At 65.7% G+C, this 14,183-nt stretch carries 15 protein-coding genes; 7 read left to right on the top strand and 8 right to left on the bottom strand.

Annotation, left to right across the window (positions count from 1 at the left end):
• Positions 1-4: 4 nt before the first annotated feature.
• The 3 genes from NTD88_RS02045 to greB all read left to right on the top strand — a co-directional run bounded on the left by NTD88_RS02045 (position 5) and on the right by greB (position 3,761).
• Positions 5-688, top strand: a complete 684-nt coding sequence (locus NTD88_RS02045) for an ABC transporter ATP-binding protein (protein WP_095157806.1) — start codon at positions 5-7, stop codon at positions 686-688.
• Complete coding sequence (locus NTD88_RS02040) at positions 689-3,196, top strand: ABC transporter permease (protein WP_262154721.1); 2,508 nt, start codon at positions 689-691, stop codon at positions 3,194-3,196.
• Between the two features lie 91 nt (positions 3,197-3,287).
• The gene (gene greB / locus NTD88_RS02035) at positions 3,288-3,761 is read left to right on the top strand and encodes a transcription elongation factor GreB (RefSeq protein ID WP_095157810.1); all 474 of its coding nucleotides are present in this window, start codon (positions 3,288-3,290) and stop codon (positions 3,759-3,761) included.
• 24 nt (positions 3,762-3,785) lie between these two features.
• On the opposite strand, the gene NTD88_RS02030 is transcribed toward greB, so the two are convergent.
• From NTD88_RS02030 to NTD88_RS02020, 3 genes are all read right to left on the bottom strand, one after another.
• Positions 3,786-4,094, bottom strand: a complete 309-nt coding sequence (locus NTD88_RS02030) for a hypothetical protein (RefSeq protein ID WP_262130875.1) — start codon at positions 4,092-4,094, stop codon at positions 3,786-3,788.
• Between the two features lie 271 nt (positions 4,095-4,365).
• On the bottom strand, positions 4,366-4,800 hold the full coding sequence (locus NTD88_RS02025) for a DoxX family protein (RefSeq protein WP_095157814.1): 435 nt from the start codon (positions 4,798-4,800) through the stop codon (positions 4,366-4,368).
• Positions 4,801-4,902: 102 nt separating this feature from the next.
• Positions 4,903-6,327, bottom strand: coding sequence for a transglycosylase SLT domain-containing protein (locus NTD88_RS02020; protein WP_262154722.1), 1,425 nt, complete (start codon positions 6,325-6,327; stop codon positions 4,903-4,905).
• A gap of 165 nt (positions 6,328-6,492) precedes the next feature.
• Here NTD88_RS02020 and NTD88_RS02015 point away from each other — a divergent pair, with 165 nt between their 5' ends.
• The 3 genes from NTD88_RS02015 to NTD88_RS02005 all read left to right on the top strand — a co-directional run bounded on the left by NTD88_RS02015 (position 6,493) and on the right by NTD88_RS02005 (position 9,369).
• A complete protein-coding gene (locus NTD88_RS02015) occupies positions 6,493-7,299 on the top strand; it encodes a TatD family hydrolase (protein ID WP_262154723.1) in 807 nt (268 codons plus the stop codon).
• Positions 7,300-7,394: 95 nt separating this feature from the next.
• On the top strand, positions 7,395-8,873 hold the full coding sequence (locus NTD88_RS02010; protein ID WP_095157821.1) for a methyl-accepting chemotaxis protein: 1,479 nt from the start codon (positions 7,395-7,397) through the stop codon (positions 8,871-8,873).
• A gap of 133 nt (positions 8,874-9,006) precedes the next feature.
• The gene (locus NTD88_RS02005; RefSeq protein WP_095157823.1) at positions 9,007-9,369 is read left to right on the top strand and encodes an Mpo1-like protein; all 363 of its coding nucleotides are present in this window, start codon (positions 9,007-9,009) and stop codon (positions 9,367-9,369) included.
• 3 nt (positions 9,370-9,372) lie between these two features.
• On the opposite strand, the gene NTD88_RS02000 is transcribed toward NTD88_RS02005, so the two are convergent.
• The 3 genes from NTD88_RS02000 to NTD88_RS01990 all read right to left on the bottom strand — a co-directional run bounded on the left by NTD88_RS02000 (position 9,373) and on the right by NTD88_RS01990 (position 11,315).
• The gene (locus NTD88_RS02000; RefSeq protein WP_095157825.1) at positions 9,373-10,170 is read right to left on the bottom strand and encodes an acyl-CoA thioesterase; all 798 of its coding nucleotides are present in this window, start codon (positions 10,168-10,170) and stop codon (positions 9,373-9,375) included.
• A gap of 84 nt (positions 10,171-10,254) precedes the next feature.
• Positions 10,255-11,022, bottom strand: a complete 768-nt coding sequence (locus tag NTD88_RS01995) for a CHAD domain-containing protein (RefSeq protein WP_262154724.1) — start codon at positions 11,020-11,022, stop codon at positions 10,255-10,257.
• A gap of 14 nt (positions 11,023-11,036) precedes the next feature.
• Complete coding sequence (locus NTD88_RS01990; RefSeq protein WP_095157829.1) at positions 11,037-11,315, bottom strand: hypothetical protein; 279 nt, start codon at positions 11,313-11,315, stop codon at positions 11,037-11,039.
• A gap of 165 nt (positions 11,316-11,480) precedes the next feature.
• Between NTD88_RS01990 and NTD88_RS01985 the strand changes: the two genes are divergently transcribed.
• Complete coding sequence (locus tag NTD88_RS01985) at positions 11,481-12,545, top strand: patatin-like phospholipase family protein (protein WP_262130878.1); 1,065 nt, start codon at positions 11,481-11,483, stop codon at positions 12,543-12,545.
• A gap of 12 nt (positions 12,546-12,557) precedes the next feature.
• Here the strand turns inward: NTD88_RS01985 and NTD88_RS01980 are convergent, their stop codons facing one another.
• Complete coding sequence (locus tag NTD88_RS01980) at positions 12,558-13,256, bottom strand: response regulator (protein ID WP_095157832.1); 699 nt, start codon at positions 13,254-13,256, stop codon at positions 12,558-12,560.
• Positions 13,253-14,183: sensor histidine kinase (locus NTD88_RS01975; protein WP_262191704.1), on the bottom strand; the 931-nt coding region annotated here is incomplete at its 5' end. The genes NTD88_RS01975 and NTD88_RS01980, both read right to left, overlap by 4 nt.

The following is a 14,183-nucleotide window of genomic DNA, read 5'->3' as shown; positions in this document are numbered from 1 at the left end:
CTCCATGGGCCCCAGCATTCTCACTGCGCGGAACCTTAGCAAAGTGGTTCCCAGCGCGGAAGGCAACCTCACCATCCTCCACGAACTGTCCCTGGACCTCAACGAAGGCGACAGCCTCGCCATCGTCGGCGCGTCCGGCTCGGGCAAGTCCACCCTGCTCGGCCTGCTGGCCGGGCTCGACCAGCCCAGCGCAGGCTCCGTCACCCTGGCCGGCCACGACCTCGGCCCGCTGGACGAAGACCAGCGCGCCAAGGTGCGCGCCGAACACGTCGGTTTCGTGTTCCAGTCGTTCCAGTTGCTCGACAGCCTCAACGCCCTGGAAAACGTCATGCTGCCGCTGGAGCTGGAAGGCCGCCGCGATGCCCGCGAGCACGCCCGCACCCTGCTCGAGCGGGTCGGCCTGGGCCAGCGCCTGAGCCATTCGCCGCGCCAGCTCTCCGGCGGCGAGCAGCAACGGGTAGCGATCGCCCGGGCCTTCGCCGCCGAACCGGATGTGCTGTTCGCCGACGAACCCACCGGCAACCTCGACAGCCATACCGGTGAACGCATCAGCGACCTGCTGTTCGAACTGAACAAGGAGCGCGGCACCACCCTGGTGCTGGTGACCCACGACGAACGCCTGGCCCGGCGCTGCCGCCGCCAGATCCGCCTGGACGCCGGCCATCTGGTCAGCCCGATGGAGCCCTAGATGGCACGCCTGTCCTTTCTGCGCCTGTTCAATCTTGCCCTGCGCCAACTGCTGCGCGATGCCCGCGCCGGTGAACTGCGGGTGCTGTTTTTCGGCCTGCTGATCGCCGTCGCGGCGAGCACCGCCATCGGCTACTTCGGCGCCCGCCTCAACGGCGCCATGCTGCTGCGCGCGACAGAATTCCTTGGCGCCGATCTGGTGCTGCAAGGCAGTTCGCCGGCCAGCGCCGAGCAGATCGACCGCGGCATCACGCGGGGCCTGGCCCATGCGCGAGTGGTTGAATTCTCCAGCGTGATTGCCACCGACAACGGTATCCAGTTGTCCAGCGTCAAGGCCGCCGACGCGGCCTATCCGTTGCGTGGCGAACTGCGCAGCGCCCCCGAACCCTACGCCGCCGAAACCACCGGTGGCGGCCCGGCCTCCGGCGAAGCCTGGGCCGAGCCGCGCTTGCTGGCGGCCCTCGACCTGAAGATCGGCGACAGCATCGACGTCGGCATGAAAACCCTGCGCCTGAGCCGGGTGCTGACCTACGAACCGGACCGCGCCGGCAATTTCTACAGCCTGACCCCACGGGTGATGATCAACCTCGCCGACCTCGACGCCACCGGCGTGGTCCAGCCCGGCAGCCGAGTGACCTACCGCGAGCTGTGGCGCGGCGACAACCTGATACTCGCCGACTACCGCCAGGCGCTCGAAGCCACCCTGGCGCCCAACCAGCGCATCCGCGACGCCCGTGACGGCAACCAGCAGGTCGGCGGCGCTTTGGGCAAGGCCGAGCGCTACCTGAACATGGCCAGCCTGGTCGCGGTATTGCTGGCCGGCGTGGCCGTGGCGCTGTCCGCCAGCCGCTTCGCCGTGCGACGCTTCGATGCCAGCGCCCTGCTGCGTTGCCTGGGTCTGTCGCGGCGTCAGGCGCTGAGCCTGTTCTGCCTGCAACTGGCGATCCTCGGCAGCCTCGCCGCCCTGGCCGGCGCCCTGCTCGGCTGGCTGGCGCAATTGGGCTTGTTCGCCCTGCTCGACGGCCTGCTGCCGGCGGAGATTCCCGACGGCGGCATCACCCCGGCGCTGGCCGGGATCGCCACCGGCCTGGTCGCCCTCGCCGGCTTCGCCCTGCCCCCGCTCGCCGCGCTGGGCCGGGTTCCGCCACTGCGGGTGCTGCGTCGCGATCTGCTGCCGGTGCCGGCGAGCAGTTGGCTGGTCTACGGCGCGGCAATCCTCGCCCTCGGCCTGATCATGTGGCGCCTGAGCCTCGACCTGCTGCTGACCTTCGCCCTGCTCGGTGGCGGCCTGATCGCCGCGCTGTTGCTGGGCGGCCTGCTCCTGCTCGGTTTGCGCAGCCTGCGCCGCTTGCTGGCCGGAGCGCCGCTGGCCTGGCGACTGGGCCTCGGACAACTGCTGCGCCACCCGCTGGCGGCGGCCGGCCAGTCCCTCGCTTTCGGCCTGATCCTGTTGGCGATGGGCCTGATCACCCTGCTGCGCATCGAGTTGCTGGACACCTGGCACAACCAGTTGCCCGAAGATGCGCCCAACTATTTCGTGCTGAATATCCTGCCGGACGACAAGGCCAGCTTCGCCAGCCAACTGGAAGGCTTCTCCAGCCATGCCGCGCCGCTTTATCCGGTGATCCCCGGCCGCCTGACGCAAATCAACGGCGAGGCGGTGAACCAGATCGTCAGCAAGGAATCCACCGGCGACCGCGCAGTGCAACGTGACCTGAGCCTGACCTGGGCAGCCGACCTGCCCGAAAGCAACAGCCTCAGCGCCGGACAGTGGTGGCAGGGCCAACCGGCGGCGGACGCGCTGCCCGGCGTGTCGGTGGAGTCGGAGCTGGCGGAAAGCCTCAAGCTCAAACTGGGCGACCGCCTGACCTTCGTCATCGGCGGGGAGGAGCGTGAGGCCCAGGTCAGCAGCCTGCGCACGGTCAACTGGGACAGTTTCCAGCCGAACTTCTACATGATCTTCCAGCCCGGCACCCTGCAGGGACTGCCGACCACCTACCTGACCAGCTTCTACCTCGCACCGGGTAACGACCAGCAAGTGGTGGCCCTGTCCCGCGCCTTCCCGGCGACCACCATCCTTCCGGTCGATGCCTTGCTGGAGCAACTGCGCAGCATCCTCGCGCAGGTCACCCTGGCGGTGCAGTACGTGCTGCTGTTCGTGCTCGCGGCCGGGCTGGCGGTGTTGTTCGCCGGCCTGCAGGCGACCCTCGACGAGCGCATCCGCCAGGGCGCCCTGCTTCGTGCACTGGGCGCAGGCCGGGCCTTGTTGGTCAAGGCGCGGCGGATCGAGTTCGGCCTGCTCGGCGCGGCCAGCGGCCTGCTCGCGGCGATCGGTTGCGAGCTGATTACCTGGGTGCTCTACCGCTTCGCCTTCGACCTGCACTGGAGCCCGCACCCGTCGCTGCTCTTGCTGCCGCTGGCCGGCGCGCTGCTGGTCGGCGGTGCCGGCGTGGTCGGCACCCGCCGCGCGCTCAACGCCAGCCCGCTGACGGTGCTGCGCGAAGGCTGAGCCCTGCGTGCCCGCCACCGGCAGCCTGTACCGCTGCCGGTTCGGCGGGTACTCTTTGCGGCCTGACGTATCGCCCGCCCAGGAGAAGGCATTGGCTACCAACATCATCACCCGAAAAGGCCACGAGGCGCTGAAGGCGGAGCTGGATCACCTCTGGCGCGTGTACCGCCCCGAAATCACTCAGAAAGTCACCTGGGCCGCCTCCCTTGGCGACCGCAGCGAAAACGCCGACTACCAGTACAACAAGAAACTGCTGCGCGAAATCGACCGCCGCGTGCGCTATCTGCGCAAGCGCCTGGAAGACGTGAAAGTGGTGGACTACCGCGCAGAGCAGGAAGGCAAGGTGTTCTTCGGCGCCTGGGTGGAGATCGAGAACGACGCCGGCGAGCAGATGAAATTCCGCATCGTCGGCTATGACGAGATCTATGGCCGCAACGACTACATCTCGGTGGACTCACCCATGGCCCGTGCCCTCCTGAAGAAAGAAGAAGGCGACGAGGTGGTGGTGCAGACGCCGAGTGGCGAGGCGGTCTGGTACGTGAACAGCATCAGCTATCCACAGTGACGCTTCGCCGCCGCGGCAACGACCTCAGGCGCGGGTAATCAGCCCTTGGCGGGCGATGCGGGTCAGGTGGCCGATCATTTCGGCGGCGTCTTCGCGGGCTGGCGACTGCACCACGGCGAGGTCGAAACGGTCATTGGCGTAGTCGGCGAGGGACGCAACGTTATCGACAAACTGGATCAACAATGCGGTAGCGCGGCCTTTGCGACGAGGCCAGCCATCGAGCAAGCGAACGAGAGTGGGTTGGTGCGGACCGATCAGCAGGACGCGCGGGGTGCGGGCCGACTGGCTGGAAGACAGGGGGGTCAGACAGACAATGGAACGTGGGCAACTCATGGAGTCATATTCTCCGCCTCGCAGATCCCGCTGGGCTGCGGTGGGAGGCATCACCGAACCAGCGTTTTAGCGGTATTCGGATCACCTCGAAGGGCTCTCCCGCGCCCCGCAAGTAGCTGTTTAAATCGGCGCAAGTGCGAATCCTAGAGAAGCGGCTGGCGGACTGTCAACACGACTTATGGCAAAAGGCTTACATCTGCCAGCCTCATCCGGGTATCGCTTGTGGGAGCGAGCTTGCCCGGGGACCGCAATTCGGCCCCCGGGCAAACCTTCAACTCTTGGAGATGGCCGCATCCACCGAAGCCCGCCCTGCCCCTTCGAACAGCACCGCCACCGCGCCACCCAGCAGCGCCAGGGCGAACTCATAACCGTTGTTGGCCATGAACAGGCCGTTGTGGATGTGTACCGAGAAGATCGCCACCAGCAACAGGCCGATCAGTGCTACCGCCGCCGGCCGCGCCAGCAGGCCGATCACCAGGGCCAGGCCACCGAAGAACTCGGCGCCACCAGACAGGGCCGCCATCAGGGTGCCCGGGGTCAGGCCGAGGCTTTCCATGAACTGCGCGGTGCCCGCCAGGCCGCCGCCGCCAAACCAGCCGAACAGCTTCTGCGAACCGTGAGCCATGAAGATGATGCCGACGAAGATGCGCAGGACGGTCATACCCCAGCCAGCGCGGGTGGTCATTACGGAATGGAGGGCGTTCATGCTGTGTTCCTTACAAGGTGTGATGTGGTGTTGGCGCCATAATAATCATATTACTCAATATGAAAATCGCAATTAACCCATCATTAGAATCGAATAATTTGATTATTTGCGATTCGCCACCTTGCGCGTCCGGGAGGACTCCAACGCCTCCCGCTCCCGGTCGAAGGCCAGGAAGTACTTGTTGACGCTATTAACATAGCTGACCGGCCCCATTCCTACCTGCTCAAGGGCCACCCGCTCCACCTGGAAGAACCATTGGTTGTGATTGAGGCCGCGGCGGCGGGCCTCGGCGCGCATCGCCTGGACCCGTTCGGGCCCGAGGTTGTAGGCCGCCAGCACGAAGGCCATGCGCTCGCGCTCGTTGAGCTGGTTGCTGGCAAAGAACTTGCGGCGGATCAGCGCCAGGTAGCGGGCGCTGGCCTGGACATTGCCGTCGACGCTGTTGATATCACTGACCCCGACCCGCTGCGCGGCGCCCGGGGTCATCTGCATCAGGCCGTGGGCACCACCGGCACCGCGGGCGGCGGGATTGAGCGAGGACTCCTTGAACGCCAGCGCGGCGAGATTGAGCCAGTCGAGGTTCTGCGCCTCGGCGTGCTTCTGCAGGACCGGACGCAGGTTGTCGAGGCGCTGGCGGTTGGCCTTGGCCAGCGGGTAGTGAACCTTGTACAGGCGGCGGTAGATGCGCTCGAAGGCAACGTCCTGGTCCGCCGGCACGCGGTATTCCTGAAGGAAGCGGTCGACGCTGGCATGCAGCATCACCGCGTCGCGGCGCATGTACCAGTGCATGTTCTCCGGCGCGGTCAGGCTGACCCGGCGCTGGATCTGCAACTTGGGCATGACCTTGCTCCAGCGCTCGGCGATCGGCTGCTCCACCACGGTGATCGGCAGGATCCCGGCCTGGACCATCTCCAGCACGTCTTCGACCGCCAGGCTCGGGTCGATCCATTCCACCTTGATCGGCGCCAGTTTGCGCAGGGCGAGTTTCTGGTTGATCTCGTGCAGGGTGTCGCCGGCGGCGCTGCCACTGGGCAGTGCCACGCTGCGGCCGGCAAGCTGCTCGACCTTGCCGTAGACCCGCTCGCCCTTGCGCCCCACCAGCACCAGCGGCACCTGGGTCATCACCGGGTCGCTGGAGCTGACGCCACGGATCGACACTGGATCGAGCAACTCACCCGGCGCCACCAGATCGCCTTCGCCGCGCTGCAGGGCGCTGATCAACTGGTCCTTGGCCTTGGGAATCAACTTCAGACGCAGTTCCTGGCCGTCGCGGGCGCGGGCATTGAGGTAATGTTCGAACGCGCGCAGGCGGTGGTACTCGACGCCATAGGACTGACCCTTGACCTCGCCGGAGCTGTTGCGGCTCTGGTTGACCAGCACCCGCAGTTCGCGGCTGGCGCGGATTTGCGCGAGGTCGCGGGTCTTGTCGTTGCTGACCACCTGCGGCGGACCGGGCAGGCGCGCGCTGGCCGACCCTGGCAACAGCAGTCCGGTACACAGCAGAATCATCAGTAACGCTCGCGTCATCCGGGCTCCGGTCACTGGCCGCGATGGGGTGTCAGGGGTCATATTCTGCAGCCGGTCCATGACAATTGACCGCAAAAGACCGTGACAACTCATTGAAGTTCTTGTGTTTATTGATATTTTTTGGCGCAACCAGCGCCCATCTGCGGCAAATTCCGAGGTAGCACCATGCAACTCATCGACATCGGCGTCAATCTGACCAACTCCAGTTTCGCCGGCAAACACCAGGCCATTCTCGAGCGCGCCGAGGCTGCGGGCGTGCGGCAAATGCTGCTGACCGGCACCAGCCTGGCGGGCAGCGAAGAGGCGCTGGAGCTGTGCCAGCAACTGGACGAGAGCGGCCAGCGGCTGTTTTCCACCGCGGGTGTTCACCCCCACGACGCCAGCCACTGGGACGCCGACAGCTCGCGCCGCTTGCGCCACTTGCTGGAGCAGCCGCGGGTACAGGCGGTGGGAGAATGCGGGCTGGATTTCAACCGCGATTTCTCGCCGCGCCCGCAACAGGAAAAAGCCCTGGAAGACCAGTTGGCCCTGGCGGTTGAACTGCAGATGCCGGTGTTCCTGCATGAGCGCGACGCCAGCGAGCGCCTGCTGCATATCCTCAAGGACTACCGCGACCACCTCACCGCCGCCGTGGTGCACTGCTTCACCGGCGAGCGCGAGGCGCTGTTCGGCTACCTCGACCTCGACCTGCACATCGGCATCACCGGCTGGATCTGCGACGAACGCCGCGGCACCCACCTGCATCCACTGGTGGCCAGCATCCCCGAAGGCCGGCTGATGCTGGAAAGCGATGCGCCCTACCTGCTGCCGCGCAGCCTGCGGCCGAAGCCGAAAAGCGGGCGCAACGAACCAGCCTTTCTCCCGGAAGTGTTGCGCGAAGTTGCCCTCCATCGGGGTGAGTCCGTGGAGCAGGTGGCAGCCCACACGACCCGCTGTGCACAGCGCTTTTTCAGCCTGCCCGAGCTGGCTTGACACATATCAAGATTTATTGCTGATTAGTCGAACAGAATGCTGGCACCTTGCCAAAAAACTTTCCGCTTAAACGCTTAACTCAGAGAAGACCTACCATGGGTGCCTGGCTTAGCAATATCTCCCTGAAGTACAAGTTCTGGGCTGTCAACGCGGTCGCTTTCGTCACCACGCTGTTCCTGGTGTTGTACGCGGTGTTCCTCGAACAGCAGGCGCGGGTGGAAGAAGCCCAGAGCCGGGCCGTCGCCGAAGCACGCTTGCTGGCCGCCTGGCCGGCGGGACAGGCGTTGCCGCAGAGCCCGCACGTCCTGACGTTCACCCCCGGCCAAGTGCCCAACTACCAGGGCAAGCCCCTCGAATCCGTGGCCAACGCCAGCGGTTGGGTGACGATCGAGCCCTATGCGGTCTTCGGCGATGATCCGCTGGCCGGTGCCCAGGTCATCAGCCGTGACGGTCAGCGGGTCGCCGTGCTGGCGCCGTCGCCGAGCTTCGTGCAGGTGTATGGCGACCGCTTCGGCAACTACGCGGTGTGCGTGCTGATCCTGATGCTGGCGATGCTCTGCGCCTCGCAGTTGCTGATCCGTTTCCTGCTGGCCCAGCTCAACATCCTCAAGGACGTGATGCTGCACGTCGAGAAGACCGGCGACCTCTCGGCCCGGGTGCCGCTGGCCTGCCACGACGAGATCGGGCAGATGGCCACGGCCTTCAACGCCATGCAGACCACCTACCACCGCGTGGTGAACACCGTCGCGCTCACCGCCGCGCAACTCGATTCCGGTGCCGCGCGCCTGGCCTCCAGCATGAGCGATGTGCGCCACGGCATGCTTGGCCAGCAGAGCGAAACCGACCAGGCAGCCACGGCGATCAACGAGATGTCCGCGACCGTCTACCACATCGCCCAGCATGCCGGCGCCACCCGCGACCTGTCGCAGACCGCCGACACCCTGGCCGGCAGCGGCCAGCAAGTGGTCAGCCGGGTGCAGACTTCCATCGCCGGGCTGTCCAGCGGCGTGCAGCAGACCGCCGAGATGATTCGCCAACTGGCCGAGGACAGCCAGAAGATCAACGGCGTGGTCAATGTGATCCACAGCATCGCCGAACAGACCAACCTGCTCGCCCTCAACGCCGCCATCGAGGCTGCCCGTGCCGGCGACCTGGGCCGTGGCTTCGCGGTGGTGGCGGATGAAGTGCGCAACCTGGCCAAGCGGGTACAAAGCTCGACCGACGAAATCACCGATATGGTTTCGGCCTTGCAGGCCGGGACCCGCGACGCAGTGGAGTTCATGACCGAAAGCTCGTTCAAGGCCGACGATTGCGTCAAACAAGCGCAGGAAGCCGGCGAAGCCCTGGCAGAAATCACCGCGGCGGTGGCGCAGATGCGCGAGAGCAACACCCAGATCGCCGCGGCGGCCGAAGAGCAGAGCCATGTGGCCGAGGAAATGAATCGCGCCGTGGTGAGCATTCGCGACGTGACCGAAGACACGGTGCAGCAGACGGTGTCGTCGGCGACCACCAGCGATGAACTGGCAACCCTGGCCGGGGAATTGAACAAGGTGATCGGGCAGTTGAAGTTGTAGAGCGTTCGAGGGCGTCACCGCTGCGGTTCGGCGCCCTCACCTATCCCCGTCATCAATCCCGTCAATTGGCCTCTCCCAAAGGCCAGAACTACTCTTCAGACACGCACCACCGAAAAGTCTGAGGACATCTCATATGAGCAAACGCCTGCCCAACCTGCCCGCCTGGCAATGGCGTGGCTACTCCAACAATCACCGCAACCCGACCAATCTGGTCTTGCACCTGATCGCCGTGCCGCTGTTCATCATCGGCACGCTGCTGGTGTTGTCGGGACTGTTCGAACTGGACCTGGGCGAGATCGCCGTGGGTGTGATCGGCCTGCTGGCGGGGCTGGGGCTGCAACGCCACGGGCATCGCCTGGAAGCCGAACAGCCGGAGCCGTTCAGCAACCGGCAGGATGCAGTGAAGCGCCTGCTCACCGAGCAGTTCGTCACCTTCCCGCGCTTTCTCTTCAGTGGTGCGTGGTGGCGCGCCTGGCGCGAACGCCACCGTCACTGACACTTAGGCGAACACAGTCACCGTCTGCCGGCTGATCGCCAACAGCTCGCCACGTGCGTCCCACATGGCTGCCGCAGTGTGGCCGTAGCCATCACGGGCGTGCTCGATGTCCGCGCAGTATTGGCACCAGTCCAAAGTGCTGAGGCTGGCCACCGGCTGGACGAATTCGATGGTCCAGGTCAGGGTGCTGCCCGCTGCCGGTTTGCTCAGGTGCGGCAACAATGCCGGCGGCCAGGCGTCCACCAGCGCCAGCAGATGCGCTTCGGTCACCGGCTCTTCCACCGCGTCCTTCAAACGCACCCAACCGCCCATGCTGCGCAGCGGCTTGTTGCTGAACGGCATGGCGCCGATGCCCCAGCGCATGGACAGGTAGCGGATGTATTCCGGGGTTGCGCCGGGGATGTACGGCAGTTCCGGACTGGAGTCTTCCAGGCTTTTCATTTCCCTCGCCGGCAACGCCGGCACATCGATGACCGAGGTACGCCCGGCGCCGAAGCTGCCCTGGATCAGGGTCACGGTCTGGCCGTTCTGGATTGCCCGGCCCAGCAGCGAACTCACTGCGCGGCCCTCGCGGAGCATTTCCACTTCAAAACTGATGGGCACGCCCGGCTCGGCGGGGCCGACGAAGGTGATGGCCAACGAACGCACCGGACGCTCCGGCGACACCTTGGCGTGCATGGCCTCATAGACCAGCGCCGCCATCAGACCGCCGAAACAGGCGCGGCCTTGTGCCCACTCGGCGGGAATGACCACTTCCTGCGGGCGCTGACGGACAGCGGTGAGCAGTTGGGAAAAATTCATGCGGACCTCGCCTACGGAAAAGTCCCACGATCTTAAGAGGAGATAGCCCGCCCCAGCAGGCCGCATAACTGCCAATTCAGCGCATTATCGTTCGTCGATATGCTTCAGCAGGGCGTTCAGGGTCTTGTCCGCGCGCTGTTCGGCTTCGACAAGCTGCGCCTGCCACTGCGGCACGAGGGCGGCCAGGTCAGGCTGCTTTTCGGCCTGGGTCAGCCATTGCAGCAGGTCGTGCCAGTGGCCGAGGTCGTCCTGGGCGCGCTTGAGCGAGGCGCGCATCGAACGCTTCAGCCGTCCCAGTTGCGGGTAGGCTTCGGCGCCGTAACGCGAGCGCTTGATCAGCAGGCGCAGGCGATGGCGGTCATGGGCCGGGTCGTGCATGGCTTTGACGATGTTCTTCCATTGCTTGTCCAGGCGCTTCTCGATGCGCTTGCGCGGGTCCGGCACCAGCTTCTGATGTTCGATGGCGCGGAGGAAAGCCGGGAAGGCATCAATGATCGCCAGCAGTTTGTGCAACTGGGTGCTGGCCGCCACGGCGGCGAAGGTCGCGCCCTCGCCCGCCAGACGCCGCTGTGCCGCGTCCGGCTGCTGGCGCTCGAACAGTTGCTCGGCGAGCACTTCGCGGTCGCGCAGCGGCGTGGTCATGTCGCCCACCGCCTTGGCCGCGCTCTCCAGTTGATCGACCCCGGGCAAGCCGCGCAGCGGTCGCAGCAGGCTGCGCAGGCGCCGCACGTTAGTGCGTAGGTCGTGCAACGCTTCGCTGTCAGTGTTTTCTGCGAGGCGTGCCTGACAGGCCAGCAGACGAACGTGCAAGCCAAGCACCTGGGCAACGACATGATCGAACATCTGCGACATGGGGCCTTACCTCATCAACGTCCGGCGCGGGACTCACGGATATAGAAACGGGCTTTCTCGGCTTTCTGGGTGCACCCTTCGAAGGCTTCGAACTGCTGTTGGGTCTTGGCGCCGGTCAGCAGCGACAGGGCCTTGGAATAACTGACCGTTCCGGCGAAGCCCTCGGCCTTGGCCAGGTCGAGCTCCTTCCAGGCGGCGTCGAGCTGGCTGCCGCAACTGTCGCGATAGGCCGTCTTGCCCGCGCAACCCGCCAGGGCCACAACAATCAGGGACAGGGTGATCAGGGCTTTCATCGGTGTTACCTCGAAGATGGGAAAAGTCGTGTCGGCATGTTCGACGGCGGGCGTACGCAAAAGTGCCCTGTTCAGCGTAGCCCAGCGCAGACGACGATTGAAGCGCAACCCGAAACAGGCGCATTCTCGGGTCATCAAAACGGCGATCGACCTAGGGGCGCAATCATGAAAAAGCGCGTAGCGCTGGTGTTGGGCTCGGGCGGGGCCCGGGGGTATGCGCATATCGGCGTGATCGAGGAAATCGAACGGCGCGGTTACGAGATTTCCTGTATCGCCGGCTGCTCCATGGGCGCGGTGGTTGGCGGGATCTACGCTGCCGGCAAGCTGGACGAATACCGCAACTGGATCGAGAGCCTGGACTACCTCGACGTGCTGCGCCTGGTGGACGTGAGTTTCCGCCTGGGCGCGATCCGTGGCGACAAGGTTTTCGGACAGATCCGCAAGATCGTCGGCGAAATCAATATCGAGCAGTTGCGCATTCCCTACACGGCGGTGGCCACGGACCTGACCAACCAGCAGGAAATCTGGTTTCAGGAAGGCTGCCTGCATCAGGCGATGCGGGCCTCGGCGGCGATTCCCAGCCTGTTCACCCCGGTGGTCCAGGGCAACCGCACGCTGGTCGATGGTGGCATTCTCAATCCGTTGCCGATCATCCCGGTGGTGTCCAGCCACAGTGACCTGATCATCGCGGTCAACCTCAACTCCACCAACCAGAAGCAGTACCAGTTGCCGGTGATCGAGCGCCCGCCGGCGTTCAAGCTGCGCTTCGACAACCTGATCAGTTCGCTGGGCTCGCGCCTGCCGTTCCGGCGCAAACAGGCCGAGGTCTTGCTCGGGCTGGAAAAGGAGCTGGCGCAAGAGATGGAACAGGACCTGGCGATCGAGGCGACGCAGGTGCCCAATCCCTGGCTGGCAGACGCCGCCAGCCCCAAGGCCCAGCAACCCTCGGCGGCGCCGGAAAGCGACGGCGCGCCGAAGTCGGCGACCGGGTCGTTCATTGTCGATAACGTCGGGCCGGCGTCGTTGCTGGATCTGATCAACCAGAGTTTCGAAGTGATGCAGACCTCGCTGGCACAGTACAAGATCGCCGGCTATCCGCCGGATGTGCTGATCAACGTGCCGAAGCGGGTGTGCCGGTTTTTCGAGTTTTACAAAGCGCCGGAGCTGATCGCGCTGGGGCGGGAGATTGCGCGGGATACGCTGGATAACTATGAGGCGGAGCGGCGCTGAGGCCACCAAGCCTCAGACCGGCTCCTGCCCAACCAACCGATACCCCACCCCCGGCTCGGTCACGATAAACCGCGGCGCGGTCGGGTCATCCCCGAGTTTCTGCCGCACATGGGCCACGACGATGCGCAGGTAATGCGTGTCGTCGACATGGGTCGGTCCCCAGATGTCCTTGAGCAACTGCTGCTGGGTGATGACCCGTCCGGGATGCCGTGCCAGTTGCGCCAGCAAGGCGTATTCCTTGCGGGTCAGCGCCACTTCTTCGCCGTCGAGGGTCACGCGCCGGTACGCCAGGTCCACGGTCAACGCGCCGAAACTGCACGCCGCCTGCGGCGCAGCCGCCTGGGGCACCTGGCGCAGCAGCGCGCGGACCCTGGCAAGAAACTCCTGGATGCCGAACGGCTTGGTCACGTAGTCATTGGCGCCGCTGTCCAGCGCCCGGACTTTCTCGCCCTCGCTGGCCCGCACCGACAACACCAGCACCGGCACCGCGCTCCATTCGCGCAGTTCGCGCAATACGTCCTGGCCGTCCATGTCCGGCAAGCCGAGGTCGAGCACCACCAGGTCCGGCCGGGACAGCGCCGCCTGGCTCAGGCCCTCGGCGCCAGTCCCCGCTTCGAGCACTTTGTAGCCCTGGGAGCTGAGGCTGATACGGAGGAATTTGCGGATCTGCGGTTCATCGTCGATGACCAGCAGGGTCGCGGTCTGGCTCATGGGGTCTCGCTGTCCAGTTCGGGTTGGGCCGGAAGCGGCAAGCATAGTGTGATGCAGGTGCCGTGACCATCGAGGCCGTCATCGACGCGGATATGCCCGCCATGGGCGCCGATCATGCCCTGGCAGATCGCGAGCCCGAGCCCGGTGCCCTGCCCGCCGCGATCCCCGCGAGCGGCGGTGTAGAACATGTCGAAAATGCGCTCGCGGTCCTGCGGCGCAATGCCCGGCCCTTCGTCGGCGACGGCCAGGCACAGGTGCTCGTCCTCGACACTCACGCGCATCTCCAGCCGGCCATTGAGCGGAGAAAACCGCGCGGCGTTTTCCAGCACATTGACCAGCGCCTGCTCGATCAACGCCGCATGCACATAGAGCAGCGGCAAGTGCGCCGGCACCTCGGTGTGCAGTTGCAGCGGCGCCAGCACCACGCGCAGGCGGTTCAAGGCGCTGCCGACGATGTCCGCCGGGGCGACCCAGTCCCGCGCCAGCTTGAGACCGCCGTGGCCGAGGCGGGTCATGTCCAGCAGGTTCTGGATGTAGCGGTCCAGCCGTTCGGCTTCGTCGCGGGTGCCTTCCAGCAGTTCGCGACGATCCGCAGCGGGAATCGCATCACCCAGCGCCAGCAGGCTGTCGATGCTGCCGCGCATCGCGGTCAGCGGCGTGCGCAAGTCGTGGGACACCGAGGCGAGCAAGGCGCTGCGCAACTGCTCGGTTTCGCCGTGCAGGCGCGCGGCTTCCAGTTGATCCGCCAGCCGCGCCCGGGCCAACGCCTGGGCCAGCGGCTGGCTGAGCGCCTTGAGCAGACGGCGACGTTGCGGGGCCAGCGCCTCGTCGCCCGCACGGGCGCGCACGCCGAGCAGGGCCAACGGGCCTTCGTCCACCGACAGCGGCCACCACCACCAGCGGCCGTGGGGGCCCGTGTGGGGGGGC

This window comes from Pseudomonas sp. 20P_3.2_Bac5 (assembly GCF_025466035.1).
In the GTDB taxonomy this organism is placed as follows: Bacteria; Pseudomonadota; Gammaproteobacteria; order Pseudomonadales; family Pseudomonadaceae; genus Aquipseudomonas.
This window is presented reverse-complemented; position numbering and strand designations above follow the sequence as displayed.

Coding starts and splice junctions, on each gene's coding strand:
- NTD88_RS01995 (WP_262154724.1), bottom strand. CDS start 11,022: ATGTCGCAGATGTTCGATCATGTCGTTGCCCAGGTGCTTGGCTTGCAC.
- NTD88_RS02040 (WP_262154721.1), top strand. CDS start 689: ATGGCACGCCTGTCCTTTCTGCGCCTGTTCAATCTTGCCCTGCGCCAA.
- NTD88_RS02010 (WP_095157821.1), top strand. CDS start 7,395: ATGGGTGCCTGGCTTAGCAATATCTCCCTGAAGTACAAGTTCTGGGCT.
- NTD88_RS02025 (WP_095157814.1), bottom strand. CDS start 4,800: ATGAACGCCCTCCATTCCGTAATGACCACCCGCGCTGGCTGGGGTATG.
- NTD88_RS01985 (WP_262130878.1), top strand. CDS start 11,481: ATGAAAAAGCGCGTAGCGCTGGTGTTGGGCTCGGGCGGGGCCCGGGGG.
- NTD88_RS02005 (WP_095157823.1), top strand. CDS start 9,007: ATGAGCAAACGCCTGCCCAACCTGCCCGCCTGGCAATGGCGTGGCTAC.
- NTD88_RS02045 (WP_095157806.1), top strand. CDS start 5: ATGGGCCCCAGCATTCTCACTGCGCGGAACCTTAGCAAAGTGGTTCCC.
- NTD88_RS02015 (WP_262154723.1), top strand. CDS start 6,493: ATGCAACTCATCGACATCGGCGTCAATCTGACCAACTCCAGTTTCGCC.
- NTD88_RS02000 (WP_095157825.1), bottom strand. CDS start 10,170: ATGAATTTTTCCCAACTGCTCACCGCTGTCCGTCAGCGCCCGCAGGAA.
- NTD88_RS02030 (WP_262130875.1), bottom strand. CDS start 4,094: ATGAGTTGCCCACGTTCCATTGTCTGTCTGACCCCCCTGTCTTCCAGC.
- NTD88_RS01990 (WP_095157829.1), bottom strand. CDS start 11,315: ATGAAAGCCCTGATCACCCTGTCCCTGATTGTTGTGGCCCTGGCGGGT.
- NTD88_RS01980 (WP_095157832.1), bottom strand. CDS start 13,256: ATGAGCCAGACCGCGACCCTGCTGGTCATCGACGATGAACCGCAGATC.
- NTD88_RS02020 (WP_262154722.1), bottom strand. CDS start 6,327: ATGACGCGAGCGTTACTGATGATTCTGCTGTGTACCGGACTGCTGTTG.